Annotated in this window: 24 protein-coding genes and 1 pseudogene; 15 read left to right on the top strand and 10 right to left on the bottom strand. The window is 66.4% G+C overall.

Features of this window, described 5'->3' with window-relative positions; translation table 11 throughout:
- Positions 1–107: 107 nt before the first annotated feature.
- Positions 108–965, bottom strand: a pseudogene (tnpB, locus tag RMCB_RS32630) (IS607 family element RNA-guided endonuclease TnpB); the annotation flags it as partial.
- Between the two features lie 407 nt (positions 966–1,372).
- Here tnpB and RMCB_RS32625 point away from each other — a divergent pair.
- From RMCB_RS32625 to RMCB_RS32590, 8 genes are all read left to right on the top strand, one after another.
- Positions 1,373–2,965, top strand: coding sequence for a class I SAM-dependent methyltransferase (locus RMCB_RS32625; protein ID WP_062832008.1), 1,593 nt, complete (start codon positions 1,373–1,375; stop codon positions 2,963–2,965).
- Positions 2,966–3,147: 182 nt separating this feature from the next.
- Positions 3,148–4,761, top strand: coding sequence for a gamma-glutamyltransferase family protein (locus RMCB_RS32620; RefSeq protein WP_062832007.1), 1,614 nt, complete (start codon positions 3,148–3,150; stop codon positions 4,759–4,761).
- An 85-nt stretch (positions 4,762–4,846) separates the two neighbouring features.
- Positions 4,847–5,992: a M24 family metallopeptidase gene (locus RMCB_RS32615; RefSeq protein ID WP_131805597.1), complete on the top strand. Its 1,146-nt coding sequence runs from the start codon at positions 4,847–4,849 to the stop codon at positions 5,990–5,992.
- Positions 5,993–6,015: 23 nt separating this feature from the next.
- The gene (locus RMCB_RS32610; RefSeq protein ID WP_062832005.1) at positions 6,016–7,668 is read left to right on the top strand and encodes an ABC transporter substrate-binding protein; all 1,653 of its coding nucleotides are present in this window, start codon (positions 6,016–6,018) and stop codon (positions 7,666–7,668) included.
- Between the two features lie 22 nt (positions 7,669–7,690).
- Positions 7,691–8,641: an ABC transporter permease gene (locus RMCB_RS32605; protein ID WP_062832022.1), complete on the top strand. Its 951-nt coding sequence runs from the start codon at positions 7,691–7,693 to the stop codon at positions 8,639–8,641.
- On the top strand, positions 8,638–9,510 hold the full coding sequence (locus RMCB_RS32600; RefSeq protein WP_062832004.1) for an ABC transporter permease: 873 nt from the start codon (positions 8,638–8,640) through the stop codon (positions 9,508–9,510). Before RMCB_RS32605 ends, RMCB_RS32600 begins: the two co-directional genes overlap by 4 nt.
- Positions 9,507–10,361 carry an ABC transporter ATP-binding protein gene (locus tag RMCB_RS32595; RefSeq protein ID WP_062832003.1) on the top strand — a complete coding sequence of 285 codons (855 nt, stop codon included), beginning with the start codon at positions 9,507–9,509 and terminating at the stop codon, positions 10,359–10,361. Before RMCB_RS32600 ends, RMCB_RS32595 begins: the two co-directional genes overlap by 4 nt.
- Positions 10,358–11,191 (top strand): ABC transporter ATP-binding protein, encoded by an 834-nt coding sequence (locus RMCB_RS32590; RefSeq protein ID WP_062832002.1) that lies wholly within the window; start codon positions 10,358–10,360, stop codon positions 11,189–11,191. The genes RMCB_RS32595 and RMCB_RS32590 overlap by 4 nt, the downstream gene beginning before the upstream one ends.
- 12 nt (positions 11,192–11,203) lie before the next feature.
- Here the strand turns inward: RMCB_RS32590 and RMCB_RS32585 are convergent, their stop codons facing one another.
- The 5 genes from RMCB_RS32585 to RMCB_RS32565 all read right to left on the bottom strand — a co-directional run bounded on the left by RMCB_RS32585 (position 11,204) and on the right by RMCB_RS32565 (position 14,865).
- On the bottom strand, positions 11,204–11,989 hold the full coding sequence (locus RMCB_RS32585; protein WP_084388664.1) for an amino acid ABC transporter ATP-binding protein: 786 nt from the start codon (positions 11,987–11,989) through the stop codon (positions 11,204–11,206).
- A 13-nt stretch (positions 11,990–12,002) separates the two neighbouring features.
- A complete protein-coding gene (locus tag RMCB_RS32580; RefSeq protein ID WP_062832001.1) occupies positions 12,003–12,782 on the bottom strand; it encodes an amino acid ABC transporter permease in 780 nt (259 codons plus the stop codon).
- 15 nt (positions 12,783–12,797) lie between these two features.
- Positions 12,798–13,640: an ABC transporter substrate-binding protein gene (locus RMCB_RS32575; RefSeq protein ID WP_062832020.1), complete on the bottom strand. Its 843-nt coding sequence runs from the start codon at positions 13,638–13,640 to the stop codon at positions 12,798–12,800.
- A gap of 152 nt (positions 13,641–13,792) precedes the next feature.
- On the bottom strand, positions 13,793–14,470 hold the full coding sequence (locus RMCB_RS32570; RefSeq protein WP_029369829.1) for a TetR/AcrR family transcriptional regulator: 678 nt from the start codon (positions 14,468–14,470) through the stop codon (positions 13,793–13,795).
- A gap of 29 nt (positions 14,471–14,499) precedes the next feature.
- On the bottom strand, positions 14,500–14,865 hold the full coding sequence (locus RMCB_RS32565) for a group I truncated hemoglobin (protein ID WP_062832019.1): 366 nt from the start codon (positions 14,863–14,865) through the stop codon (positions 14,500–14,502).
- Between the two features lie 138 nt (positions 14,866–15,003).
- Between RMCB_RS32565 and RMCB_RS32560 the strand changes: the two genes are divergently transcribed.
- Positions 15,004–15,342: a DUF732 domain-containing protein gene (locus tag RMCB_RS32560; RefSeq protein WP_062832000.1), complete on the top strand. Its 339-nt coding sequence runs from the start codon at positions 15,004–15,006 to the stop codon at positions 15,340–15,342.
- A gap of 15 nt (positions 15,343–15,357) precedes the next feature.
- Here the strand turns inward: RMCB_RS32560 and RMCB_RS32555 are convergent, their stop codons facing one another.
- Complete coding sequence (locus RMCB_RS32555) at positions 15,358–16,368, bottom strand: oxygenase MpaB family protein (protein WP_062831999.1); 1,011 nt, start codon at positions 16,366–16,368, stop codon at positions 15,358–15,360.
- Positions 16,369–16,449: 81 nt separating this feature from the next.
- Here RMCB_RS32555 and RMCB_RS32550 point away from each other — a divergent pair, with 81 nt between their 5' ends.
- Positions 16,450–17,034 (top strand): TetR/AcrR family transcriptional regulator, encoded by a 585-nt coding sequence (locus tag RMCB_RS32550; protein ID WP_029369832.1) that lies wholly within the window; start codon positions 16,450–16,452, stop codon positions 17,032–17,034.
- A gap of 5 nt (positions 17,035–17,039) precedes the next feature.
- Here the strand turns inward: RMCB_RS32550 and RMCB_RS32545 are convergent, their stop codons facing one another.
- Complete coding sequence (locus RMCB_RS32545) at positions 17,040–17,504, bottom strand: hypothetical protein (protein ID WP_029369833.1); 465 nt, start codon at positions 17,502–17,504, stop codon at positions 17,040–17,042.
- Between the two features lie 182 nt (positions 17,505–17,686).
- On the opposite strand from RMCB_RS32545, the gene RMCB_RS32540 reads away from it, so the two are divergent.
- The 4 genes from RMCB_RS32540 to phoU all read left to right on the top strand — a co-directional run bounded on the left by RMCB_RS32540 (position 17,687) and on the right by phoU (position 23,039).
- Positions 17,687–18,688 carry an acyl-ACP desaturase gene (locus tag RMCB_RS32540; RefSeq protein ID WP_029369834.1) on the top strand — a complete coding sequence of 334 codons (1,002 nt, stop codon included), beginning with the start codon at positions 17,687–17,689 and terminating at the stop codon, positions 18,686–18,688.
- A gap of 38 nt (positions 18,689–18,726) precedes the next feature.
- Positions 18,727–19,860, top strand: coding sequence for a tRNA dihydrouridine synthase DusB (gene dusB / locus RMCB_RS32535; protein ID WP_062832018.1), 1,134 nt, complete (start codon positions 18,727–18,729; stop codon positions 19,858–19,860).
- Positions 19,861–20,069: 209 nt separating this feature from the next.
- A complete protein-coding gene (locus RMCB_RS32530; RefSeq protein ID WP_062831998.1) occupies positions 20,070–22,298 on the top strand; it encodes an LCP family protein in 2,229 nt (742 codons plus the stop codon).
- Positions 22,299–22,370: 72 nt separating this feature from the next.
- Positions 22,371–23,039: a phosphate signaling complex protein PhoU gene (gene phoU, locus RMCB_RS32525; RefSeq protein ID WP_062831997.1), complete on the top strand. Its 669-nt coding sequence runs from the start codon at positions 22,371–22,373 to the stop codon at positions 23,037–23,039.
- Here the strand turns inward: phoU and RMCB_RS32520 are convergent, their stop codons facing one another.
- A complete protein-coding gene (locus RMCB_RS32520; protein WP_062832017.1) occupies positions 23,040–23,552 on the bottom strand; it encodes a MarR family winged helix-turn-helix transcriptional regulator in 513 nt (170 codons plus the stop codon).
- Positions 23,553–23,631: 79 nt separating this feature from the next.
- Here RMCB_RS32520 and RMCB_RS32515 point away from each other — a divergent pair, with 79 nt between their 5' ends.
- Positions 23,632–24,606 carry a quinone oxidoreductase family protein gene (locus RMCB_RS32515; RefSeq protein ID WP_062831996.1) on the top strand — a complete coding sequence of 325 codons (975 nt, stop codon included), beginning with the start codon at positions 23,632–23,634 and terminating at the stop codon, positions 24,604–24,606.
- Positions 24,607–24,684: 78 nt separating this feature from the next.
- Here RMCB_RS32515 and pstB read toward each other — a convergent pair whose 3' ends face one another.
- Positions 24,685–25,461 (bottom strand): phosphate ABC transporter ATP-binding protein PstB, encoded by a 777-nt coding sequence (pstB, locus tag RMCB_RS32510; protein ID WP_029369840.1) that lies wholly within the window; start codon positions 25,459–25,461, stop codon positions 24,685–24,687.
- Positions 25,462–25,464 lie beyond the last annotated feature (3 nt).

The following is a 25,464-nucleotide window of genomic DNA, read 5'->3' as shown; positions in this document are numbered from 1 at the left end:
GGTCGGTCTCTCGAAGAATCACGCGATGACCTTCAATCATTCGGCTACGACACGCCGGTACCACTGATCAGGTCCGGACTCGTACACCACTCTGCTGGACACAACCCCCGGCGGTGCAACCGAGACAGTTCGACAGTGCGTTCCCGATAGCGCCGGGAACCCCGCACACAGCGTGAGCGGGCACGCGATAATCGCCGCAACTTGCGCAGCGCTGTGTCGAGTGGGCGCGGGTTGGCGATGCGCTCAATCACAGTGCCGTCCGCACTTGCCACGGTCGCCAGCCGCCGGACCCCGACGTCCACACCGACCTGCGAATCCGGCTGCGTCGCCCGGGGCCGCTGAGGCCTTTGGACCAGTACACGCACGCTTGCGTCCAGGCGAATACCGTTGCGGCGCACGCTGATCGCGAGTACGCGGGCGCGCCCGGCCCGTATGAGCCGTTCGATACGCCGAGTGTTCTCGTGCGTGCGGATAGTGCCGACCACCGGCAACGTGAGGTGGCGCCGGTCGGGCTCGACACGCATGGCGCCAGTTGTAAAACACACTCGATCGGTGTCGTGGCCCTTGCGCTTGAACCGCGGGAAGCCGACGCGCCTGCCGTTCCGCGTCCCTGCCCGAGAATTTTGCCAGCTCCAGTACGCGTCAACCGCTCCGGCAATTCCGTCAGCGTAAGCCTCTTTCGAGCACTCGCTCCACCATGGCTGTCCAGTCTCGGCGTTGACACACACCTCGTTCTTGACGCTGTTCCAACGTTTGCGCAACACCCACAGTGATGGTTTCTCGGTCTCAACCCCAGTGCTGTGCCACGCTTCGATATCGGCTTTTAACGCCGCAACGGTCCAGTTGTACGCCTTGCGGCGGGCACCGAAATGCCGTGCCAACAAACGAGCCTGCTCCTCGGTCGGGTCCAGTGTGAACCTGAACGCCTGCACACACCATCCGTCAGGCACCTCGAATCTGGACATCAGGTCACCCCCTCCGCGATGTGGCCCTGGTCAACCACACCACTTGTCCAGTCCGATATTTCCGGGCCGCCAAACGATGCCCGCGCAACACTGTCGGCTCACCCCACGCGTCGCGGTTCATACACGGGTTCCTACAGCACGGCACCGACAACCAAGCACCATTCAGATCGCAACACTCGGCAGCCCGGTGGTGGAGGCAACGTCATTCATGAACACAGGTCAGGCGGTGTGCGTCTGAGTGCGGGACAGTCGGACCGTCATACGAACGCGGTCGATGCAGCGTTAACCCCGGCTGAACAGCGGGCAAAGCCCCCGTTTCCGCTTCCCACCCGCGTATCGGCACCGGCGTCGGCATGTTCGAATGAGGCGCACGACCGAGAGGGTCACTCAGGCCGGAGGGAGCGCCGTTGACTGCCCCAGACCTTCACGCAGCCACCGACGCGCTGCGCGCGGATTACGACGCGACGCCCTACAAGTCGTATGCGATCCCGCAGTCCGCACCGGGCCTGTTGGCGGCGATCGCGCACCTGTTCGGGTTGGAAACCGCTGAAGTCGCGACGGCTCGCGTCCTGGAGATCGGCTGTGCCTCGGCCGGCAACATCATCCCGTTCGCGGCCGCGCATCCCGGGGCACACGTGGTGGGCATCGATCTGTCGCCGGTTCAGATCGAGCAAGGCCGGGCGTACGCGGCCGCCCTGGGATTGAGCAACGTGGAACTGATCGTGGGCGACATCGCCACGACGGATCTCGCGGTTCTGGGACAGTTCGACTTCATCATCTGCCACGGGGTCTACAGCTGGGTGCCGGACCACGTGCAGGACGCGATCCTCTCGGCGTTTCAGCGGCTGCTGGCGCCGGAGGGGGTGGCGTACCTGAGCTACAACACCTATCCGGGCTGGAAGTCCAAGGAGGTGATGCGCGACGCGATGCTGCTCGCCGGGGGTGCCAGCGGCACGCCCGAACAGCGGGTGGCCGACGCTCGCGACATGGTCGGCTTTCTGGAGGAAGTCGCGCCCGCCGACGGTGTGCTGGCCCGAGTGCTCGCCGAATTTCGTTCGCGCGACGAGGCTTTCGGAGATTTCTTCCTTCTGCACGACGAACTCGAATCGTTCAATGCACCGTGCTACTTCTACGAGATGGTGGGCCGCGCGGCCGAGAAGGGACTGGTCTATCTCGGGGAGGCACGCCCCGAGACCATGGTGCCCGCGAACCACGGCCCCAAAGTGGCCGAGTTCCTCGCCGAGAAGTGCGCGGGTGTTCAGGTGCTCGTCGAGCAGTACATCGATTTCGCCATCAACCGCTCGTTCCGGGAGTCCTTGTTCGTCCACGCCGAACGGGCCCGGCAGATCACCTATCAACCTGACCCGCGCCGCTACCAAAGGATGCACTTCGCGGCGTGGACTCCCCCGGCCGACGGCGAGACCAGGATGGACCAGTCGCGCCAGGAGTATGTCGAGGCGGATGGGGCGACCCTGTTCACCAACGACCCGGGCATCAAGGCGGCGCTCGAAGCGCTCAACGAGCGGTGGCCGTGGACGCTGTCCCGGCAGGAATTGATCGACACCGTCACAGCCCGGCTGATCGCTGCGGGTTTCACTCCGAGCGCCACCATCGCCGACACCGTCGACAACCTGATGGGCGTGCTGATCGGGCAGGGGCAAGCCCGCTTCCGGCTCGACCCCGTGCTACCGGAGCCGACGCCGACGCCGTTGCGCATCGACGAATCCGCCCGGCGGATGGCGCGACTGACGGGCGGGGGCGAATCATCGACGTTCAATCCTTGGCATGAGCCATTGGTCCTCTCGCCGGTGGATCGGCACCTGGTACCGCTACTGGACGGCACCCGGGAGCGCGACGCGCTCGTCGATGCGCTCGTGGCGATCGATGCCGAGAACCCGATCGACATCGAGGACACCAGGCCGCGGCGCGACGTGTTCGCCGAGCAGGTCGACACTCTCGTGCAACGGCTCGCCGAGATGAAATTGATCCGGGTCGACTGAGCCAACCCGCGACATCCCCAAAAGCCTTTCCCTATCGATCAATAGGCCCTATCATTCGATAGGCCGGCTGTGGTGCACGCCACCTTCGGCAGCTCACCTGGGCCGCGGACACAACGACCGACGCGGCCGGCCCGCGCCGTCGTCTGCGCGCGGGCTGAATTTCGAAAGGAGTTGCGGGTACCTTGACCGCCCCCGCCGCCGCATCCGTCGACGCCACCGGCGCATCGTTCACCGGAGCCATCGCGTCGCCGCACGCCCTCGCCACCGAGGCGGGCCTGAATGCGTTCCGGGATGGCGGCACGGCGATCGACGCGGCCATCGCCGCCGCTGCCGTGCTCACCGTGGTCTACCCACACAATGTCGCGCTGGGCGGCGATCTGATCGCGCTGGTGCGCGAACCGAACGGGGCGGTGCACTGCATCAATTCATCGGGATGGGCACCTCGCGATATCGACGTGGCGACGCTACGCGCGACGTTCGGTCGCAGCCTGCCGGCCCGTGATGTCAACACGGTGACCGTCCCCGGCGGGGTACGCGGATGGGAAGCACTGCGCAGCCATGGATCTCGACTCTCCTGGTCCGACACGCTGGCAGCTGCCGAGGATGCCGCGGCGCAGGGTGTGCCGCTCGCCCCTTCCGTGAGCTGGCATCTGTTGCATCCGGAAAACGCCGACCTGCACGGCACCACCGACTTCGACCGGGTGTTCCGCCCCGATGGCAAGACCCTCCGTGCCGGGGACCTGTTGCGCCAGAAGGCACTTGCCACGAGCTTCGCCCGGCTGCGCGCCGACGGACCCGACGCGTTCTACCAGGGCGAGCTTGCCGCGCGCTCCGTCGACTACCTCCGGTCACGCGGATCCTGTTTGACGCCAGACGACTTCGCGGAGTTTCGGCCCGAGGTCACCGCGCCGCTGGAGACGACCTTCGGCGATCTCACGGTCCTCACGAGCCCGCCGAACACGCACGGCTTCATCCTGCTGCGCGTCCTGCGCGCCATCGAGGAACTCGGCCTAGCCGATCCCCTGGGCGAGGACTTCGGCACGGTCATGCGATTGTTCCACCGCGCCAACCGACTTCGCGACGATTCACTGGCCGATCCGCGCCACGTCGACGTCGACGTCGATGCCCTCCTGCACGACGACCTCACGACGTACGCACCCATCGGTCAGGGCCGCGACGTCGCTCTGATCCCGCACGGTGACACCGTGGGCGTATCGGCGATGGACAGCGACGGCTGTGCCGTGTCGCTGATCCAGAGCGTCTTCTACGCGTTCGGGTCCGGACTGATCGACCCGGAGACCGGCATCCTGTTCCACAATCGTGGGACCAGCTTCTCCCTCGATGACCACACGCCCAACGTGATCGCCCCACGCAAACGCCCCGCCCATACGTTGATGCCGGCGATGACGTTGCAGGACGGGCGCATTCGGCACATCTTGTCCACAATGGGCGGGCAGGGACAGCCGCAGATCCTGGCGCAGATCCTTCTGCACGCCACGCGGGGCGCAACCGCGCAGGCCGCAGTGGTCGCGCCGCGCGGCATCGTCGGACCCCAATATGACGGCGTCACAGACGATTCGGTGTCGTACGAAGCCGATTCGCCGCCGGCCACCCGGGAATCGCTGATCGGCAGCGGGCTCTTCCTGCTGGAAGTTCCTGCGCGCACCGAGGCGTTGGGTCAGGCCAACGTCGTCTTCGCCGAGCCCGACGGCCGCATGTCGGCGGCCTCAGATCCACGATCCGACGGCGCAGCCGCCGTCGCGCACTATCCGCGCGCCATCGGGCCCACCAGCTAGCCACCGCGACCACGGAAGGGAACGCAGAACAGTGCACAGTCCGGCGACCACAGTCTCGATCTCCACCGACGAATACGAACGGCGAATGGCCACGCTGCGTGAGCAACTCGCCGATGACGGCATCGACGCCGTCGTCATCTGGGCGCGCGGCGGTGGCACCGTGGAACGTTTCGCCAACGTCCAATATCTGTGCGGCCACTATCCGTTCTTCCCGATCATCCGTGACGTTCCGGGTGCGTGGGCGGACCGTGGCTATGCGGCACTCGTGGTGTCGCAGGACAGTGCGGTGCTCTGTTCAGATGACCGCTTGTCCGAACCCCATGCCGTCACCGACCACCGCGTGCTCGACGTCGGCAACGGCGAGACCCTCGGTGATCTCATCGCCGCGGTACTCGCGGGCAAGCGCCGCCGAATCGCGGTGTGCGGCACCGACACCATGACCGCGCGCCAGTTCGGGCACCTGGAGAAGGCTGTCGCGCCGGTCTGTGACGGCGAGCTGGTCTTCGTCGATGATCTGGTCGAACGGCTGCGCTCGATCAAATCGCCGGGCGAGATCGCACTGCTCGAACACGCCGGCTCGATCGCCGACGCGTCGTTCCGGGCCGCGCTGGAGGTGTTGCGGGACGGCGCCCGCGAATCCGACGTCGTCGCAGCGCTGGTCGCCCAGGCGACCCGCCGCGACGCCGTGGTGGCCAACGCGTTCGTCGCGACATTCGGTGCCGATGCAGACGGCAGCCTGCCCGACGGTGCACCGACCTGGTCGCAGCGTGTCTTGCGCCCCGGCGACCTGTTCACCGTCGACTTCAGTGGCGCTTACCGCGGTTATTTCTTCGACCTGGCCCGCAGCCGCGTCATCGACCGCAAGCCCACCGATGCCCAGGCGAGCGCGTTCGCACTCGCGCAGGACTCGGTCAACGCCGCTGTCGCCGCGGCGGTGCCCGGCGCCACCGTATCCGACGTCGCCAAGGCCGCCGACGAGCTGCTCCGGGCCCAGGACTACGACTTCGCGGCAGCGGAGTTCCAGGCCGGAGGTCACGGCCTCGGCCTTGGCTTCGAAGCCCCCTGGATCCGGGCGGGCGATCCGCGGCCGATCGAGGTCGGGATGACACTTGCCCTGGAGCGCTTCGTGATTCGCGACGGCACCGGTGCCACCTTCGAACGCAACATCGTGGTCACCGACGAGGGCCCCCGCGACCTGTACCCCGTCATCGACATCTGGTCCGAGAACTGATCAGCCCGACAAAGGAGTCGTCCATGCTGACAACCGTCCGTTCCGCGGTGACCGCGGCCGCGTTGGCCGTCGCCCTGGCGACAGCCATGACCGGCTGTTCGGGCGACCGACCGCCCGCCGGCAGCACACCCAACGGCCAAGGCGCCGTGGAAGCCGTCTTCAACACACCGGCAGCCAAGGGCCCGATCGACCACTTCACCTGGAACCTGGCCACCGGTGAACCCGCCTCGCTCGATTGGATCCTGGACTACTCCGACTCCGAGAACGCGACGCTGGCCAACATGTGCGAAAGCCTCATGATCCAGAACGAGGACATGACGCTGTCCCCCGGCCTGGCCGAGCGAGTCGACCGACCGGACGACAAGACGATGGTGATCACCATTCGCGACGGCGTGAAGTTCTGGAACGGCGCCCCGATGACCACCGACGACGTGGTGTTCAGCCTGTCCCGAAATCTCGACCCGAAGACCGGATCCTATTGGGCCTCACCCTTCTACGATCGCGTCGCCTCGATCCAGGCAACCGGCGACCGGCAGGTCACCATCAGGTTCAAAGAGCCTGACGCGGTGTTCGAGCGGATGCTGGCCACGGCGGCGGGCGTGGTCGGCAACAAGCAGTTCGTCCAGCAAGCGGGTCCGGCCTACGGGACCGCCAACGGCGGCATCATGTGCACCGGTCCGCTGCGTCTGGACAGCTGGAAACCCAGCAAGACCATCGAGATGACGAAGAACCCCGACTACTGGAACCCCGCCAACGCCGCCAAGGCGGACCGCGTCACCCTCACCTTCGTCACCGACGAGGCGACCATCACCAGCAGCCTGCTGTCAGGGGACATCGACGGCACGCACCGCACACCGCTGTCGGCCATGGAACCGTTGCGCTCGTCGGGCAAGGGCAAGTTCTATCTGGGCGCCAGCACCGACTGGCTGGCCATCAGGCCCACCGAACGCCCCGGCCCCATGCAGGACAAGAACGTTCGGCAGGCACTGAGCCTGGCGTTCGACCGGCAGGGCATCGTCAACGGCGTGTACCACGGCACCGCCGAGGCGTCGTCCACCCCGATCCAGTCCGGAGCATGGGGCTACAGCCGGCCGATCTTCGAGGCGGCCGCCGCGCAGTACGCGAACCCGGCACGTGACGTCGAGGGCGCCAAGAAGCTCATCGCCGACGGCGGGCACAAAGGCCAGTCCATCACGGTGGCCTACCCGGCCGAACTCGAAACGGAAAGCAAGACAGCGCAATTGCTGGCCGACGCGGGCCGCGAGATCGGCATCGACGTGAAAACCGTTCCGCTACCGGTCACGAGCTTCACCAACCTGTACTTCGACAAGGCCGCCCGCGCGTCCTACGACGCCTTCATCGTCGGCGAGTACGGTGCCGGGGTCGCCGAACCGTTGGTGAGCCTGAGTGAGTTCACTCCCCTCAGCGCGTACAACTACGGCGCGCTCAACGCACCCAAACTCACCGACAACGTGCGCGCGGCCTACGCGACGTTCAACGACGACGAGCGAGCCCGCAAACTCGTCGACGCACAGGCTGCCGCGGTCGAGGAGGTGGCGATGATCAATGTCGCGAATCCCCGCATCCCGATGTACATGAACGACCGGATCACCGGGGCGACACCGTCGATCGCGTTCCTGTACTTCCCGTGGGCGGCGAAGGTGGGCGCGCCATGAGCCACATGACAGTGTGTGGGCGATGATCCGATTCATCTCCATCCGGCTGGCGGAGGGCGCGGTGACGCTGCTGCTGTCGTCGTTGCTGATCTTCGGTGCGCTGTACCTGGCGCCCGGAGATCCACTCGGCTACCTGGTCGGCAACAGGACGCTGGCTCCGGAAGCGATCGCCGCGCTGCGTCAGCATTACCACCTCGACGATCCGTTCTTCACGCGGTGGTTCAGCTGGCTCGGTGACGTGCTGACCGGTCAACTGGGGCAATCGATCACCTACCGCGACGACGTGTCGAACCTGCTCGGCCCGCGCCTCGTCACCACGGCAAGCCTGGTCGCGTACTCGATGGTGGTCATCGTCGTCGTGGGCGTCGGCCTGGGAATCGTGGCGGCGCTGGCCCGACGCACCGTCAGCGATGTGATCCTGGGTCTGACGTCGGTGGGCGTCGCAGTACCGAGTTTCGTTGCGGCAGCGGTGCTCATCTTCACGTTCTCGGTCACGCTGAAGTGGTTTCCCACCTTCGGCTCCGGCGAAGGAGTCATCGACCGGCTGCACCACCTGACGCTTCCGGTCCTCGCGTTGACATTGGCGTCCGGGTCTTACGTCATCCGGGTGACACGCGCGGCACTACGCGAAGAAGCCGCTCGTGACCACGTGCGCTCGGCTGTCGCACGCGGGCTGCCCCGCCGCACGATCGTCACCAAACACATTCTGCGCAACGGGTTGACGCCGGTGGCGACCGTGGTGGGTCTGACGCTGACCAGCCTTGTCGTCGGCTCGGTGGTCATCGAACGCGCCTTCGCCCTCGACGGGATCGGGTCGCTGCTCACCGAAGCCGTCGCCAAGAAGGACTTCGCGGTGGTGCAGGCCGTCTCGCTGGTACTGATCACGGTGATCGTCGTGGTCGTGCTCGCCGTCGACCTCCTGCAGGTCGTGATCGACCCCCGGGTGCGACACCGATTCGGGATCGACGCATGACCGCCGTCATCTTCGAATCCGTGCGGCGCCGCAGGAGTCCTGAGAAGCGGCGAGATAGCTTCGGCGCGTTGGGAATCGCCGCCGCTGCCCTCGTGGCCGCGGTCGCGGTCGTCGCATTGTGCGCACCATGGCTGGCCCCCGTGGACCCCACTGCTGTCGACTTCTCCAACACCTACCGTCCGAGCGGTGCTGGGGCGCTCCTGGGCACCGACGGGTCGGGTCGTGACATCCTGAGTCGGTTGATCCACGGCGCCCGCAGCAGCCTGCTGGGTCCGACGATCGTGGTGCTGATCTCGGCGTCACTCGGGACGGCCCTGGCATTGACGGCCGCGATGAGCGGTGGCTGGGTCGACCGGGTGCTCAGCAGGCTGTTCGATGTCGGATTCGCCTTCCCGGGCTTGCTGCTCGCCATTCTGGCGGTGTCGGTGCTGAGCCCGGGATTCACGACGGCCGTTCTGGCACTTTCGGTTTCCTATGTCCCGTTCGTCGCTCGGATCGTACGCAGCGTCGCGATCGGAGAGCTGACGCTGCCCTACGTCACCGCATTGGTCACACTCGGCCAGTCCCGCTGGCGCATCGCGACTCGGCACCTGTTGCCCGCGGTGCTGCCGACTGCGCTGGCCCAGTCCACCATCTGCTTCGGTTATGCGCTGGTCGATCTGGCGGCACTGTCCTATCTGGGTCTCGGAGTGCAGCCCCCTGATTCCGACTGGGGGCTGATGGTCTCGGAGGGCCAACGTGGTCTGATCCAGGGTTACTGGGAGGAGGCACTTTTCGCCGGCGCCGCCCTCGTCATCATCGTGACGTGTGTGTCGCTGCTCGGTGACCGGATCGCCGACCGGGTCAGCCTGAACGGAGACCGACGATGAGCCACCTCCTGGAGGTCGACCGGCTGGCCGTGACCATGCCGGACGGAACGCGAGCCATCGACGAAGTGTCGTTCACCGTGGACCGTGGCGAGATCGTCGGGTTCATCGGCGAATCCGGGTCAGGCAAGAGCACGACGGCCAATGCCATCGCGCGGCTGCTGCCCGCTGGCGCGGCAGTCACCGGGAGCATCCGGTTCGACGGCCGCGACATTCTCGCGCTCAGCACCCGCGAACTCAACCGCTTCCGGGACGTCGACCTCGGCATGGTGTTCCAGGATCCGCGTGCTGCGGTCAACCCGGTGGCCCGCGTCGGCGAATACGTCACCGAGGCGTTGCGCGTCAACCGCCGCATGTCACGGGCTGCAGCCCGGGCCCGCGCGGTCGAATTGTTCACCGAGGTCGGCATTCCCGAGCCGCAGCGCAGGCTCGACGAGTACCCGCACCAGTTCTCCGGCGGCATGCTGCAGCGAGCGGTGATCGCTGCAGCGCTGGCCACCGACCCCCGGCTGCTGCTGGCCGACGAGGCCACCACAGCGCTGGACGTGACCCGCCAGGCGGAGGTCGCCGCGATTCTGCGGACGGCGTGCCGCGACCGCGATCTGGGGATGGTGTTCATCACGCACGACCTCGAGCTGGCCGGTGCCCTGTGTGACCGCGTGTGCGTCATGTATCAGGGACGCATCGTCGAACAGGTCGAGGCAGACCGGCTGCACACCGACGCCACGCACCCCTACACCATCGCCCTGCTGCGCTCGCGGCCATCGGTCGACGAACGCCCACACCGGCTTCCGGTCATCACGCGCGCCGACCGCGACGGCTTCGGACCCGTACTGGAGGAGACATCCCGATGACCGACGGTGCCGAACCGCAGCCTTTGATCGAGGTGACCGACGTATCGCGGATCTTCAGCCGCCGCGGCGTCGCCACGCGCGCCGTCGACGGTGTGTCGTGCCGGATGACCGCCGGCCGTGACCTCGGCATCGTCGGTGAATCGGGTTCGGGCAAGACCACTCTGGCGCGGATCATCATGGGGCTGGAGACGGCGACCTCAGGCACGGTGCGGGTCCTCGGCGAAGACTTGACCCGGCCCGCACACCGGCAACGTGAACGGCTGCGGCGCGCCCGGATGGTGCAGATGGTCTATCAGGATCCGTATGGCTCGCTCGACCCGCGCGCGACCGTGCGCGCCTGCCTCGACGAGGTGCTGCGGCTGCATCCACCGGCCGACGCAACGTCGCGGCCCGACCGTATCGGCGAACTCGCCGACCTCGTCGGCCTGTCCACCGCGCAGTTGGACCGCACGCCACGGGAACTGTCCGGTGGTCAATGCCAGCGGGTCGCGATCGCCCGTGCCCTGGCAGTCGAGCCCCGTATCGTGATACTCGACGAAGCCGTTGCGGCACTGGATATCTCGATCCAGGCACAGATCCTCAATCTGCTCGCCGACCTGCGCGACGAGCTGGGTACGGCCTATCTGCTGATATCGCACGATCTGGGTGTGGTCCGTCAGTTGACCGACGACGTCGTCGTCATGCATCGCGGCCGGATCGTCGAATCGGGAAGCACCGAACAAGTTCTGACCGCCCCACGGCAGCCGTATACGCAGCGGCTCAAGGCCAGTATCCCCAGCGAACAGTGGCGCGAGCCCGGAGTCTTGGAGCGGCTCGGCGCCGGGGGCTGAGCAGGTTGCCGGTCAGTGGATCGTGGACAGAAATGCCTTGGTGCGCTCGTTCTTCGGACTCGCGAACAGCTCGTCGGGGGGTGCATCCTCGATGATGCGGCCCGCATCCATGACGATGATGCGATCTGCGACGTCGCGCGCGAACCGCATCTCGTGGGTCACCACGACCATCGTCATCTGATCGCGCGCGAGTTCGCGCATCACCTCGAGGACTTCGCCGACCATCTCGACATCGAGCGCGCTGGTCGGCTCGTCGAACAGCATCACCTTGGGCCGCATGGCCAACGCCCGGGCGATCGCAACACGCTGCTGTTGTCCGCCCGAAAGCTGGCTCGGGCGTGATTCGGCCTTGTCCCCCAGACCGACTCGCTCAAGGAGCGCTCGCGCGTCCTCTCGCGCCTTCTCCTTGGGCTGGCCGAGGACCCTTACCGGGGCGTTCCACACATTCTCCAGCGCCGTCATATGGGGAAACAGATTGAAGTGCTGGAACACGAACCCGATCTCGCGGCGCCGGCGGGCCAGTTCGGTCTTGCCGATCTTGCGGCCGCCCGATCCGTGCGCGATCGACTCGCCGGCGATGAGCACCTCACCGCTCTCCAACTCCTCGAGGTGGTTGAGCGAACGCAACAGGGTCGTCTTTCCGGCACCGGACGGACCGATCAGGACGACGACCTGGCCGCGGTCGACATCCAAATTGACGTCATCGAGGACTCGCCGCCCACCGAGCGTGCAGCGAGCATTGCGCACGGAGACGACCGGAATGCTTGCAGGAAGGTCGGATTCAGATATGGAATTCATGGATCTCCTTCGCTCACCCGTGGGGCTGCAGCGCCGCGGCACGGCGGGCGCCCAGCAGTCGTTGGGTGATGGGGACGCGCTGTTGGATACCGAGCTGACGGGACAACCGGTTCTCGATCCAGGCCTGGATGAAGGTCCAAATCGTGGTCAGCGCAAGGTAGTAGATCGCTGCCACGATGAAGATCTCGAACGTGTGGAACGTGTACGAGCTGATCGACTGGGTGACCAGAAACATCTCACTGACCCCGATCACCGACAGCACCGAGGTGGTCTTCATCATGCCGTTGAACGAGTTGCCCAACGGCGGGACCATGACCCGTAGCGACTGCGGCACGATGATCCAGCGCATCAGCTTGGTCGGTGTCATCCCGAGCGATGCGGCCGCCTCGAACTGCCCCTTGGGCACGGAATCGAGCCCTGCTCTGATGATCTCGGCAATGTAGGCGCTCTCGTTGATCATCAGGCCGATGATCGCCGCCTGCACCGCCGCCTTCACCGACAACCCGATGAGCGACACGTCGTGGAACTGGTAGATGCCCACCGCGGCCAGACCGGTGTAGATGATGACCAACTGCACCAGCAGTGGAGTCCCGCGGATCACCCAGATGTACACGCTCGCGCAGCACCGCACCGCGGCGAACTGCGATCGCCGCATCAGCGCGAGGACCAGGCCGAGCAGCGTCGCCAGGACCATCGCGACGACCGAGATCACGATCGTCAGGACCAGGCCCTGCAGAAACGGTTCGCTGGGGGTGAAGAGGGACTTCCAGAAGAACTGCCAATCGAAGTTCACGAGTTCGGCCCCTGCCTACTTCGCGATGCTCAGATCGGTCATTCCCCATTCTTCGAGGATCTTGTTGTAGGTGCCGTTGCTTTCCAACGTGGCGAGTGCGGCGGCGAGAGCGTCGTGAAGTTCCTTGTTGCCCTTGATCGTTGCCGCTCCGATCTTGATGGTTCCGAACGGCTCCCCGGCCGTCCTGATCTTCGCTCCGGTCTTGGTAGCGTAGTAACCCAGCGTCTCCGCGGTGTCGAGATAGGCGTCGACCTGACCGTTCTGCACCTGCTGCAGCGATACGTCGGCGTGATTGTTGCGGTTGATGTCGATGGCCGGCTTGCCTTCTGCGGTGCACTTGGCGGACTGTTCCTGCGATAGCGATTCGGCGGTCGTGCCGACTGCGACCATGACCTTCTTGCCGCAGAGAGTGTCGTTCATACCCGTGATGTCGCTCTGCTTGTCCCTGGCCACCGAGATGCCGGTACCGGAGTAGACGTAGGGCACGAAGTCGACAACCTGCTCGCGCTCGGGCTTGATGTAGAGCTGCGCCATGATCACGTCGCATTGTTTGGCCTGAAGCGTCGGGATGACGGCCGCGAACGCGGACTGCACGAAGTCTGCCTTCAGGCCCATTTCGGATGCCAGCGCCTTGCCGAGATCGACTTCGGCACCGACCAACTCACCGGACTCGTTGTGATAGACGTTGGGCGGCGTGCCGTCGTTGGGCGCACAGATCTTCAGCGTGCCGGCCTGCAAGATGGCCGGTGGCGCGATCTTGGCGGGGCCGCTGGGCGCGGGATCCGACGAGCCCGACGAAGAACAGGACGCAAGAGCCAGAACGGCAAATCCGGCAAGCCCGGCGATGAGCGCACGCATCAAGGTTCCTCCAAAAGTCAGTTCCGGTGTCGGCCAGGTCACACCCATGATCTATCGAACGATAGGGCACTATCGGTCGATAGGGAACCGCTTCGCAGGATTTTTACCTGGTTGTCACGAGCAGTCGGCGGACGCCGTGAGCAGTGACGGGCTCAGTTGGCTTCGGCCAATTCGAGATCACGGAGTCGACCACTCGTCACGTCGCGGATAGCCGCCAGCCGCGACTGGTCGACGAGCAGGGCACGCACCACGAAGTCCGCGGCCTGCAGCGGGCGTTCATGGCGCATGTGCCCGGACGGACCGCCTTGTTCCCGAAGCGTCTCGAAGAGCACGCCGTTGATGGCCCGCAGCACGAAACTCGGTTCACACGAGACGAATTCGCCCGATCGGCGACCACCGTCGATCACCCGCTCGACCTGATCGTGAAACAGCGCAATGCCTTCGCGTTCGGCTTCGAAATCATCCAGCGCGAGCACGGCGTCCTGATACAACCCGCGAGCGTCGAACGGCTGCAGCAGGATCTCCCGCACGTCGCACGCGATCGCGAGATGCAGCTTCTCCGCCCAGCTCGATTGTTCGTTCAGCCGTTGGTTCATCCGGTCGATGGACGGGCCCAGATCGAGTTCGATCAGCGCGCGGAAGATCTCGTGCTTGGCCTGGAAGTGGTGAAACAGCGAGGGTTGCCGGATCTGGACGGCGTCGGCGATATCGCGCGTCGAGGTACCGAAGTAGCCCCGCTGGGCGAACAGGACCGATGCCGCCAACAGGATTCGCCCTCGCGTCGAGGTCCAGTCGACCGTTTTCGGTTCCCAGCCCTGCCCGTACTTCACCGATCAACTGTGACACACCCGCCGGGCGGTCAAGCGCTGCGCGCCGTGGCGATCTCCCCGGCCAGCGGCGCAATGGCACCGACGATCTGGTCGACGACGGGCTCGGAAACCCCTGCCGCAGACAAGCTGTCGGCAAGATGGCTCGCCACCAGATCGAAATGCCGCATGGTGATGCCCCGGCCCTGGTGCACCTGACGCATGGGCGCGCCGGTGTACTCGACCGGGCCGCCGAGTGCGGCCGCGAAGAATTCGACCTGTTTACCTTTGAGCCGCGCCATGTTGGTGCCGGTGAAAAAACCGGCAAGCTGGTCGTCGGCCAGTACCCGGACGTAGAAATCGTCGACGACGGCTTCCAGCGCCTCACCCCCGCCGATCTGGTCATAGATGCTCGTCATGAGATCAGGGTCGGGGATGTCCATTGCCGTTCGATTACCGAAGCGTGGCCTAGCCGCTAAAGGCCGCTCACGCGGCCACAGGCGATTACCAGTTATGGTTTGTCGCGGGGTCGGCAGTCGAAATCGGAGGAGCGCCCTATGTTGTCCCGGCGGCACCTGACGGCCAGCGCAGGTGCGCTCATCGCGGCCATGGCCATCGGAATCGCCCCGGCACACGCCGACCCGGCCGACGACGCGAGGTTCCTCGACATCGTCAAGCAGCTCAACATCCCGATGGAGTCGCCCGAGCAGGCCGTGCAGGCCGGTAAGGGAATCTGCGACAAGGTCGCAGCCGGCAAGATCGAACCCGCGCGCACCGTGCGCAGCATCCTCGGTCAGCTCACCGCGAGCGGTCTGCAGAAAGGCGTTGCCGTCAACCTCATCTGGGGCGCGGTCGATGTCTACTGCCCGCAGTACCGCTCACTCGTCGGCCGCTGAGGCAGCCGGAGGCTGTCACACCGCCGGGCTGTAGTGCATCCCGTTGTCGCGGTGCCCGACCGGCGGCAGGTTCCGGGCCGGGGTGTGCACCAGCGGTGCGTCGGCCGGGATCCGGCCTGCCGCGCGGTCCCAACCGGCGCGGGCCCGCGGATGATGGTGATAGCGCTTCGGCACCAGCTTGAACACGCGGCCGATCGCCTTGCCCAGTAAGCGATGTCGACGCTCGTCGCGCTCGGTCCAGGTGTAGCCCATCAGGTCCCGCACGGCAGGGTCGTACAGGCCGACGGTGAACCAGACGAACAGCGGGTGCACGATGTAGCGCCGCTGCAGCGCCCACAGCCAGTCGGGCATCTTCGCCGCGAACGGCGGCTTGGGCAGCTCGGACAGGTCCAGCACGTCACGGGCGGCCTTGTTGTTCTCCAACACGTTGCGGCACATGTGGTCCCAGTAGACCTGGAAATCCTCCCAGGTTTCCGGGACGGGCCGCATGCTCATGCCGTACATCGAGTACCACTGCTTGTGCTCGGCGAACAGCTGCCGTTTGTCGGCCTCGGAGATGCCGCCGGCCAGCCGGTCGGCCACGATGATGGTGCCGACGAAGAAGGTCGCATGCGCCCAGTAGAAGACGTCGGGATTCAGCGCGTGGTAGCGGCGGCCTTGTGCGTCGACGCCCTTGATGTTGACGTGATAGTCGCGCACCTCGGCGCCGGTGAGCGGCGCACGGTCGCCGTCGAACACCACCCCGCCGATCGGGTACAGCGAGCGCAGTAGCCGCGGCCACCGCTCCTGGAAGAAGATCGAGTGCTCCTCGACGGCCGCGCCCAGCTGTGGATGCATGTTCTGCATCGAGCCGGCCCACGGGCCTTGCAGCATGCCCCGCCAGTCACCGAAGTACTTCCACGTCAGTGAATCGGGGCCGAGTGGGACAGGCGGCGCGGCGTAGCCCCCGGGGGCCATGGGGCACCCCGTCGCCATGGCGGGCGAGGCGCTGGTCACCGGGCATGTCTCAGACGTATCTTGAGTCACAAGTGCACTTTCTGCCAGCAGAAACGGTCGTCACACGCGATTTTGACTACGCATGTTGTCAGCGAGAGTTTAGGAGCATATGTGCCGTCCGGTCAACGCTCGCGCCGGTGGGCGGGTGTCCCGTTGCGGGAGCGCGCCGAACTACGTCGCGACGAACTGATCGCCGCCGGGGTGAAGTTGCTGGGCGGCGCCAAAGGCCCGGCCCTGACCGTGCGGGCCGTATGCCGGGAGGCCGAGCTCACCGAGCGCTACTTCTACGAGAGCTTCAACGACCGCGACGAGTTCGTGCGCGCGGTCTACGACGACGTGTGCGCGGGAGCGATGACGGCCCTCACCAGCGCCGCCACTCCCCGCGAGGCGGTGGAGCGGTTCGTCGCCCTGATGGTCGACGACCCCACCCGCGGCCGCGTGTTGCTTCTGGCGCCGGAATCGGAGCCCGTCCTGACCCGATCAGGGGCCGAATGGATGCCGAGCTTCATCGATCTGCTGCAGCAGAAACTCACCCGGATCGCCGACCCGGTCCGTCAGGCCATGATGGCCACCAGCCTGATCGGCGCACTGACCGCGCTTTTCACCGCCTATCTCAACGACAGACTGCCGGTGACGCGCGATCAGTTCATCGACTACTGCGTCGACATGCTGGTCGGACGCGTGGTCGGGTTCTGACCGAGTTACCGATTGGGCGTGCTGGTGTCGATGAGCGCCTGCTCCTCGGAGGCATCCGCGGCAGCCTGCGCCTCTGCCTCGGCCTTCGCCGCCTCAGCGTCGGCGGCGGCCTTGGCCTGACGTCCTTCGGGGCTGGCCACAGAGGCACCCGGCTTGGTGGCCGAGGCGTACGCACCGGCGCAGTTCAGATAGAACTGCACCTCGCCGCTGCGATGCGCGCCGTCGTTGGCGCTGGTGAAGGGCGAGGTCTGCGACCGCGTGACCAGGCACTCGTCGTCCGGCAACGTGTCACCCACCCGGGCCGCGATCTTGACCGTCTGTCCGGCGTCACCGGCAGCCGACGACGCGTCGGCATAGGTCTGGCCGGCGTAACTGTCAGCGGCGGCGACACCGGCTCCGAACAGGACGGTTGTCATTGCCGCCGTTGCCGCGATGGCCGAGCCTGCGCCGACGACGAAAAGCTTCTTCACCTGTGCCGTACCTCCGAGTCCGCTGTGAAGTATTGACGGATGCTACCGCCATCCTGGGCGTGGCGCAGGCCACTCGTGCGCAAGCCGGGGTAACTTGAATGTCACCGAGATACACAGATATATTGAGTGCAACCAACGGGTACAGATAACTCGGACACATGGTTACGAGAAAGCGAGCACCCATGTCGAAGGAAATGACCGACCTGCAGCTGTTGCAGGAGCTCGAACCTGTCGTCGAGAAAAGCATGAACCGGCACATGCAGATGCGGAAGGACTGGAATCCGCACGACTTCATCCCCTGGTCGGACGGCAAGAACTACTACGCGCTCGGCGGACAGGACTGGGAGCCCGGTCAATCCAAGCTTTCCGAGGTCGCCCAGACCGCGATGGTGCAGAACCTGCTGACCGAGGACAACCTGCCGTCCTACCACCGCGAGATCGCGATGAACATGGGCATGGACGGCGCCTGGGGCCAGTGGGTCAACCGCTGGACCGCCGAGGAGAACCGGCACGGCATCGCGCTGCGCGATTACCTCGTCGTCACCCGGGCCATCGATCCCGTGGAGCTCGAAGAGCTGCGGGTCGAGCAGGTCACGCGCGGCTTCTCCCCGGGCCAGAACCAGCAGGGCGACCTGTTCGCCGAGAGCCTGTTCGACTCGGTCATCTACGTGACGTTCCAGGAGCTCGCCACCCGCGTGTCGCACCGCAACACCGGAAAGGCCTGCGACGAGCCGATCGCCGACCAACTGCTGCAGCGCATCTCGGGCGACGAGAACCTGCACATGATCTTCTACCGCGACGTCAGCGCCGCCGGCCTGGACATCTCGCCCAACCAGGCAATGGCCTCGCTGCACCGGGTGCTCGAGAACTTCAAGATGCCCGGCTACACCGTGCCTGACTTCCGCCGCAAGGCCGTGGTCATCGCCGTCGGCGGCGTCTACGACCCGCGGATCCACCTCGACGACGTGGTGATGCCGGTGCTCAAGAAGTGGCGCATCTTCGAGCGCGAGGACTTCACCGGTGAGGGCGCCCGCCTGCGCGACGACCTCGGCCGCCTGGTCAAGGAGCTCGAGGACGCCTGCGACAAGTTCGAGGTCGCCAAGGAGCGGCGCCTGGAGCGTGAGCGCAAGATGGCCGAGAAGAAGGCCATGAAGAACCTTCTGGTGTCGTCGTCGTCTGCATGACATCGCCACCCACGACTGCGACGTCGACCCGGTCTGCACTGCAGATCGGGTCGATCGCATTGCGCAGCCCGGTCGTACTGGCCCCCATGGCCGGCGTGACCAACGTGGCGTTCCGCACGTTGTGCCGCGAATTGGAAGTCGCCCGCGCCGGCACGGTCAGCGGCCTGTACGTGTGCGAGATGGTCACGGCCCGCGCGCTTGCCGAGCGCCATCCCGTCACCATGCACATGACGACGTTCGCTCCCGACGAGTCGCCGCGGTCGCTGCAGCTCTACACGGTTGATCCGGAGACCACCTACCGGGCGGCCAAGATGATCGCCGACGAGGGCATGGCCGACCACATCGACATGAACTTCGGTTGCCCGGTGCCCAAGGTCACCAAGCGTGGCGGCGGCTCCGCGTTGCCGTACAAGCGGCGCCTGTTCGGTCAGATCGTGGCGGCCGCGGTGCGTGGCGTCGCGGGCACCGATATCCCGGTGACGGTCAAGTTCCGCATCGGCATCGACGACGCCCACCACACCCACCTCGACGCCGGCCGCATCGCCGCCGAGGAAGGCGCAGCCGCCGTCGCGCTACACGCCCGCACCGCGGCGCAGCGCTACTCCGGCACCGCCGACTGGGAGCAGATCGCCGCCCTCAAAGCGCACGTCACCAGCGTCCCCGTGCTCGGCAACGGAGACATCTTCGAGGCCGACGACGCGCTGGCCATGATGGCGGCCACCGGGTGCGACGGCGTCGTCATCGGGCGCGGATGCCTGGGCAGGCCCTGGCTGTTCGCCGAACTGTCGGCCGCGTTCACCGGACGTCCCGCTCCTACCCCGCCGACGCTCGGCGAGGTTGCCGACATCGTCCGACGCCACGGCGAGTTGCTCAGTGCCCACTTCGGCGAGGACAAGGGCATGCGCGACATCCGCAAGCATGTGGCGTGGTATCTGCACGGCTTCCCGGCCGGCGCCGAGTTGCGTCGCGGCCTGGCACTGGTCAAGACGCGCGCCGAACTCGACGAACTGCTCAGCCAGTTGGACGGTGACACGGCGTTTCCGGAGGCCGCGACCGGGCCCCGGGGCCGTCAGGGCTCAGCGGCGTCGGTCTCGCTGCCGGAGGGCTGGCTGGACGATCCCGACGACTGCGCGGTGCCGTTCGGCGCGGACGTGATGCACTCGGGGGGCTGATCGGTGGCCGTTCCGACCCGGTTTCGAGATGACTCCGTCATCTGCTCTGGCTGGCCCACACCCCGGGCTTCTCGTTACGATGGGGGCTCGGTCGTGGCCGGCGCCGGGGTCCGGAACGACACTTACTGCAGCTAGAGACGCTTATCGCGTCGCGAAACGTTTGATGCGCGCCGACGCGCACGCCCACAGAGTCGGAGGCCCGTAGGGACATGAGTGACGGTGACAACGCCACTCCCGGCCGTCGGCGACGTGCAGAAGACGCCGACAACCAATGGCTTACCCGATCTCCGCAACCATTGCCAGGCGCCGCGCCGTGGGAACGCGCAGATCATCTGACCGGGGCTGATCCGGCTCCCGACGAGCCGACCGGCAGTCACGCCGACGGTGTCACCGTGGCCGACCTCATCGCGAGGATGACCCGCACCGGCGACGCGCCCACTCCGCGCCGCTCGCGCCACCGCGCCGAGCCGGAGCCAGACCCCGAGCCCGAACCCGAGTACGAACCCCTCCCCGAGCCTGAGCGGCCCGATCCGACCGAGGTGATCGAGGCCGTGCGCGACATCCCGGAGGACGCGGGATACGCCGGCGATCTGGGATATGTCGACGCGGAATACGTCGACTCGGGATATGCCGAGGAGCCGGGCCACCTCGAAGAGCCTGTGGACCGCGACGACATGACGGAGACCACGGTCATCCCCGTGGTGACCGACGATGAACCGCAGGACGACGCGGAATCGCCGGAGCCCGGCCGGCGCTCGTGGCGGGCATCCCGCGTGTTGCCCGCCCGCGCAGTCGGTCGACCGCTCGACTCCGACCCGTTGACCGAGATCATCGAGCCCGTGCGTGCGCGCCGGCACGGGGTCAAGCTGGCCGGCCGCGCGGCGGCGGCCCTGTTGGCCGTCCTGGCGCTGGTGTTGACCGGCGGCGCGTGGCAGTGGCAGTCCTCGAAGAACAACATGCTCAACAAGGTGTCGGCACTCGACCCCAATTCGCGCGACATCCTCGACCCCAATGCGCAGTTCGGCGACGAGAACTTCCTCATCGTCGGCATCGACAGCCGGTTCGGCGACAACGCCCAGATGGGCGCAGGCGATACGCAGGATGCCGGCGGCGCCCGCTCGGACACGATCATGCTGGTCAACATCCCGGCCAGCCGCAAGCGCGTCGTGGCCGTGTCGTTCCCCCGGGACCTGGCCATCACTCCGATCCAATGCGAGCCCTGGAACCCCGAAACCTCCACGTACGGCCCGCTGTACGACAAGGACACCGGGACCTACGGCCCCGACGAGGTGTACACCGAGACCAAGCTGAACTCGGCCTTCGCATTCGGTGGCCCCAGGTGTCTGGTGAAGGTCATCCAGAAGCTGTCCGGGCTGTCCATCAACCGGTTCATGGCCGTCGACTTCGCGGGCTTCTCCAAGATGGTCGACGCCCTCGGCGGCGTCGAGGTGTGCAGCACCACGCCGCTGGAGGACTACGAGCTCGGCACCGTCTTGCCCAACGCCGGACGCCAGATCGTCGACGGCCACACCGCGCTGAACTACGTGCGGGCCCGCCAGGTCACCACCGAGTTCAACGGTGACTACGGCCGCATCAAACGTCAGCAGCTGTTCTTGTCGTCATTGCTGCGGTCGCTGATCTCCAAGGACACGTTCTTCTCGCTGAGCAAGCTCAACAACGTCGTCAACATGTTCATCAGCGACAGCTACGTCGACAACATCAAGACCAAAGACCTCGTCGACCTGGGTCAGTCGGTCCAGGGTGTCAACGCCGGCCGGATCAGCTTCGTCACGGTGCCCACCGTCGGCTACGCCGACGAAAGCGGCAACGAGACCCCGCGGACCGACGATATGCGCGCCCTGTTCGACGCGATCATCAATGACGATCCGCTGCCGGGCGAGAAGAACCCCGACAACACCCCGGTGCCGGGCAGCACGCCGTCGAGCACCTCGGCGGCGCGGTCGGAGGCGCCCCAGACGGCGACGACGGCCCCCGCCCCGGCCGACCCGGCGCCCGCCGAAATGGTCAACGCCGTCACCACCGATCCGCAGGACGTCACGGTCCGGGTCTCGAACTCGACCGGCGCGGACGGGCTCGCTGCGACCGCGGCCCAGGAACTGCAGCAGCACGGTTTCAACGTGTCGAGCCCGGACGACTACCCGGAGGCCCTGCCGTCCACCACGGTGTTCTTCTCCCCCGGGAACGAGCAGGCGGCGGCCACGGTCGCGTCGTCGTTCGCCAACCCGACGATCGAGCGGGTGAGCGGCATGGGCAGCGTGGTGCGGGTGGTGCTGGGCTCTGACTTCCACAACGTGAATGCGCCCACGCCGAGCGGTTCGGCGGTGCAGGTCAACGTGGTGCACGGCACCAGCACCGCGCACACCGAGCTGCCCCAGGACCTGACGGTCACCAACGCCGCCGACACCACCTGCGAATAATCGGGGGGCATTCACCCTCCGTTCACCGGTAGCGTCGTGACTACCTAGCGACCGACAGCCTAGTCTTGTCGCATGCGTACCCAGTACCACGAACAATTGGATTCCCTCACAGAACAGCTCGGCACCATGTGCGAGCTGGCGGGTACCGCGATGGAACGCGCCACCCAGGCGTTGTTGCAGGCCGACCTGGTCCTGGCCGAGCAGGTCATCACCGACCATGACCAGCTGACTGCGCTGAGCACCCGGGCCGAGGAATCCGCATTCGTGTTGCTGGCCCTGCAGGCCCCGGTCGCAGGCGACCTGCGTTCGGTGGTGGGCTCGATCCAGATCGTGGCCGACGTCGACCGCATGGGCGCGCTGGCACTGCACGTGGCCAAGATCGCCCGTCGTCGTCACCCGCAGCATGCACTGCCGGAGGAGGTCAACGGCTACTTCGCCGAAATGGGCCGCGTGGCAGTCGAACTGGGCCACGCCGCGCGTGAGGTGCTGATCACCCGCGATCCCGAGAAGGCCGCCAGGATCCAGGAGGAAGACGATGCGATGGACGACCTGCATCGTCACCTGTTCACCGTGCTGATGGACCGGGACTGGAAATACGGTGTGACCGCCGCGGTCGACGTGACGTTGCTGAGCCGGTTCTACGAGCGCTTCGCCGACCATGCCGTCGAGGTGGCCCGCCGGGTGATCTTCCAGGTCACCGGCGTCTACCCGGACGGCGAGACCATTCCGCAGCAACAGTAATCACGTCTGGTCCGGCACCAGCCGCACGCCGACCTTACGGGCGGCCGCCAGGTCGCCGAGCACCTTGGTGATGACCTGCAGTTCAGCGCTGCTGTAGCGCAGCAGGAAATCGCGCCAGCCGGAATCCATTTCGGCGTGCATCTGACGGTGCACGCCGACCACCAGCTCCCCGTCGGCGGTGAGGCTGAGCTGGATCTCCTTGCGGTTACCCGGAATTGCCTCGCGCGCCACCAATCCGGCGGCCACCAACCGCTGGACGTGTTTGGACACCGTGCCTTTGAGCCTGCCCGACCGCGCGGCCAGCCCGACCACGCTGACGGGACCCTCGGCGATATCGGCCAGCAGATGCATGCTCAGCGTGGGAAGTTCGCGCAATGCCCGCTCCAAGCGGGCCGGGCACCGGTCGACGATGAAATCGCGTTCGGCGTCACCGTCGTCGCCGTCGTCGAACCTGTCGCCGACCACGCCGATCAGGGTGGTGATGTCGTCGACCAGCTCCCGCTTGGTTTTCACGGAAACCATATTGCCATCTCGGCCCCGCTCGACATATTGTTTCTAGAGAAACAATATCTAGGGAAACCAAGGAGCAGGCATGAAAGCCGCCGTCGTCACCCAATGGGGCCAGGCGCCCACCTACACCGACGTGCCCGAGCCCGAGCCCCGCGCCGGTGCCGAGGTGGTCGCCGTGGAGGCCTCCGCCCTGACCAATCTCACCCGCGCTCTGGTATCGGGAAAGCACTACGCCAGCAAGGAGATACAGCTGCCCGCCATCCCCGGCGTGGACGGCGTGGCGCGGCTGGACGACGGGCGTCGCGTCTACACCGGCGCACTCGCGCCCTACGGCATGATGGCCGAACGCACCCTGATCGACCCGCACGGCGGCATCGAGATCCCCGAGGCGTTGGATTCCGTGACCGCCGCGGCCCTCCCCAACCCGGGCATCTCCGCGTGGACCGCACTGGCCGATGCCGGCGCAGTCCGGAGCGGTCACCACGTGCTGGTGCTCGGCGCCACCGGGGTCACCGGCGCCACAGCCGTGCAGCTCGCGAAGTCCGTGTTCGGCGCCGGCCGGGTGGTGGCCGCCGGCCGCGACGCCGGCCGGCTGCAGTGGTTGCGTTCGGTCGGGGCCGACGACGTGATCGCCCTCGGCACAGAGGATCTCACCGCCCGCGTCGAGACGCTCCACGCAGAGCAGCCGTTCGACGCGGTGCTCGACTACCTCTGGGGCGATCCGGCGGCGCAGGTGCTACGGGCGCTGGCCGCCAGCCATCCCTCGGCGCACTACCACGCCACGCGATTCGTGCAGATCGGCTCCATGGCGGGCCCCACGCTCGAACTCGACGCCGGGGTGCTGCGGGGCAACGGCATCACCCTGTGTGGCGTGGGCATCGGCAGCGTGTCGCCCGAGGCGCTTGTGCGGGCCCGCACCGAAGGGCTGACCCGGATGTTCGCCATGGTCGCCGCGGGCGAGTTGCAGCTGCACACCCAGGCCCGGCCGTTGGCCGACGTCGAGCAGGTGTGGACCACCCGCGAACCGTCGGGAACCCGGGTGGTGCTGACGCCCTAGTTCTTTTGCGCGAGCAGACGTCAAAGTACCCGACACGCCGGTTTTCGCGTACCGCCGCGTCTGCTCGCGGGAGGAGCGTCAGCCGAACCGGCCGGAGATGTAATCCTCGGTGGCCTTCTTGCTCGGATTGGAGAAGATCTTCTCGGTGTCGTCGATCTCGATGAGCCTGCCGGGTTTGCCGGTGGCCTCGAGGTTGAAGAACGCCGTCTGATCACTCACTCGGGCAGCCTGCTGCATGTTGTGGGTGACGATGACGATCGTGTAGTCGAGCTTCAGCGTCGAGATCAGGTCTTCGATGGCCAGCGTGGAGATGGGATCGAGGGCCGAGCACGGCTCGTCCATCAACAACACATCTGGTTGCACCGCAATGGCTCTCGCGATGCACAACCGCTGCTGCTGACCGCCGGAGAGGCCTCCACCGGGCTTGTCGAGGCGATCCTTGACCTCGTTCCACAGGTTCGCGCCCTTGAGCGAGCGCTCGGCGACCTCGTCCAGGGTCTTCTTGTTGCGCACACCCTGAAGCTTCAGGCCCGCCACCACGTTGTCACGAATCGACATGGTGGGGAACGGATTCGGCCGCTGGAACACCATGCCGATGGTCTTGCGCACACCGACCGGGTCGACTCCGGCACCGTAGATGTCCTCGCCGTCGAGCAGCACCGAGCCCTCGACGCGAGCGCCCGGGATGACCTCGTGCATGCGGTTCAGCGTGCGCAGCACGGTCGACTTACCGCAGCCGGACGGGCCGATGAACGCGGTGACGCTGCGCGGCTGCACCGACAGCGCGACATCGGCGACCGCGTGGAAGGCGCCGTAGTAGATGTTGACGTCTTTGAGATCAAGCCGTTTGGCCATGGT

The sequence above is a fragment of the Mycolicibacterium brisbanense genome (assembly GCF_001570425.1).
Classification (GTDB): Bacteria; Actinomycetota; Actinomycetes; order Mycobacteriales; family Mycobacteriaceae; genus Mycobacterium; species Mycobacterium brisbanense.
Note: the sequence above shows the minus strand (reverse complement) of the source record. Positions and strands in the feature narration are given on the sequence as shown.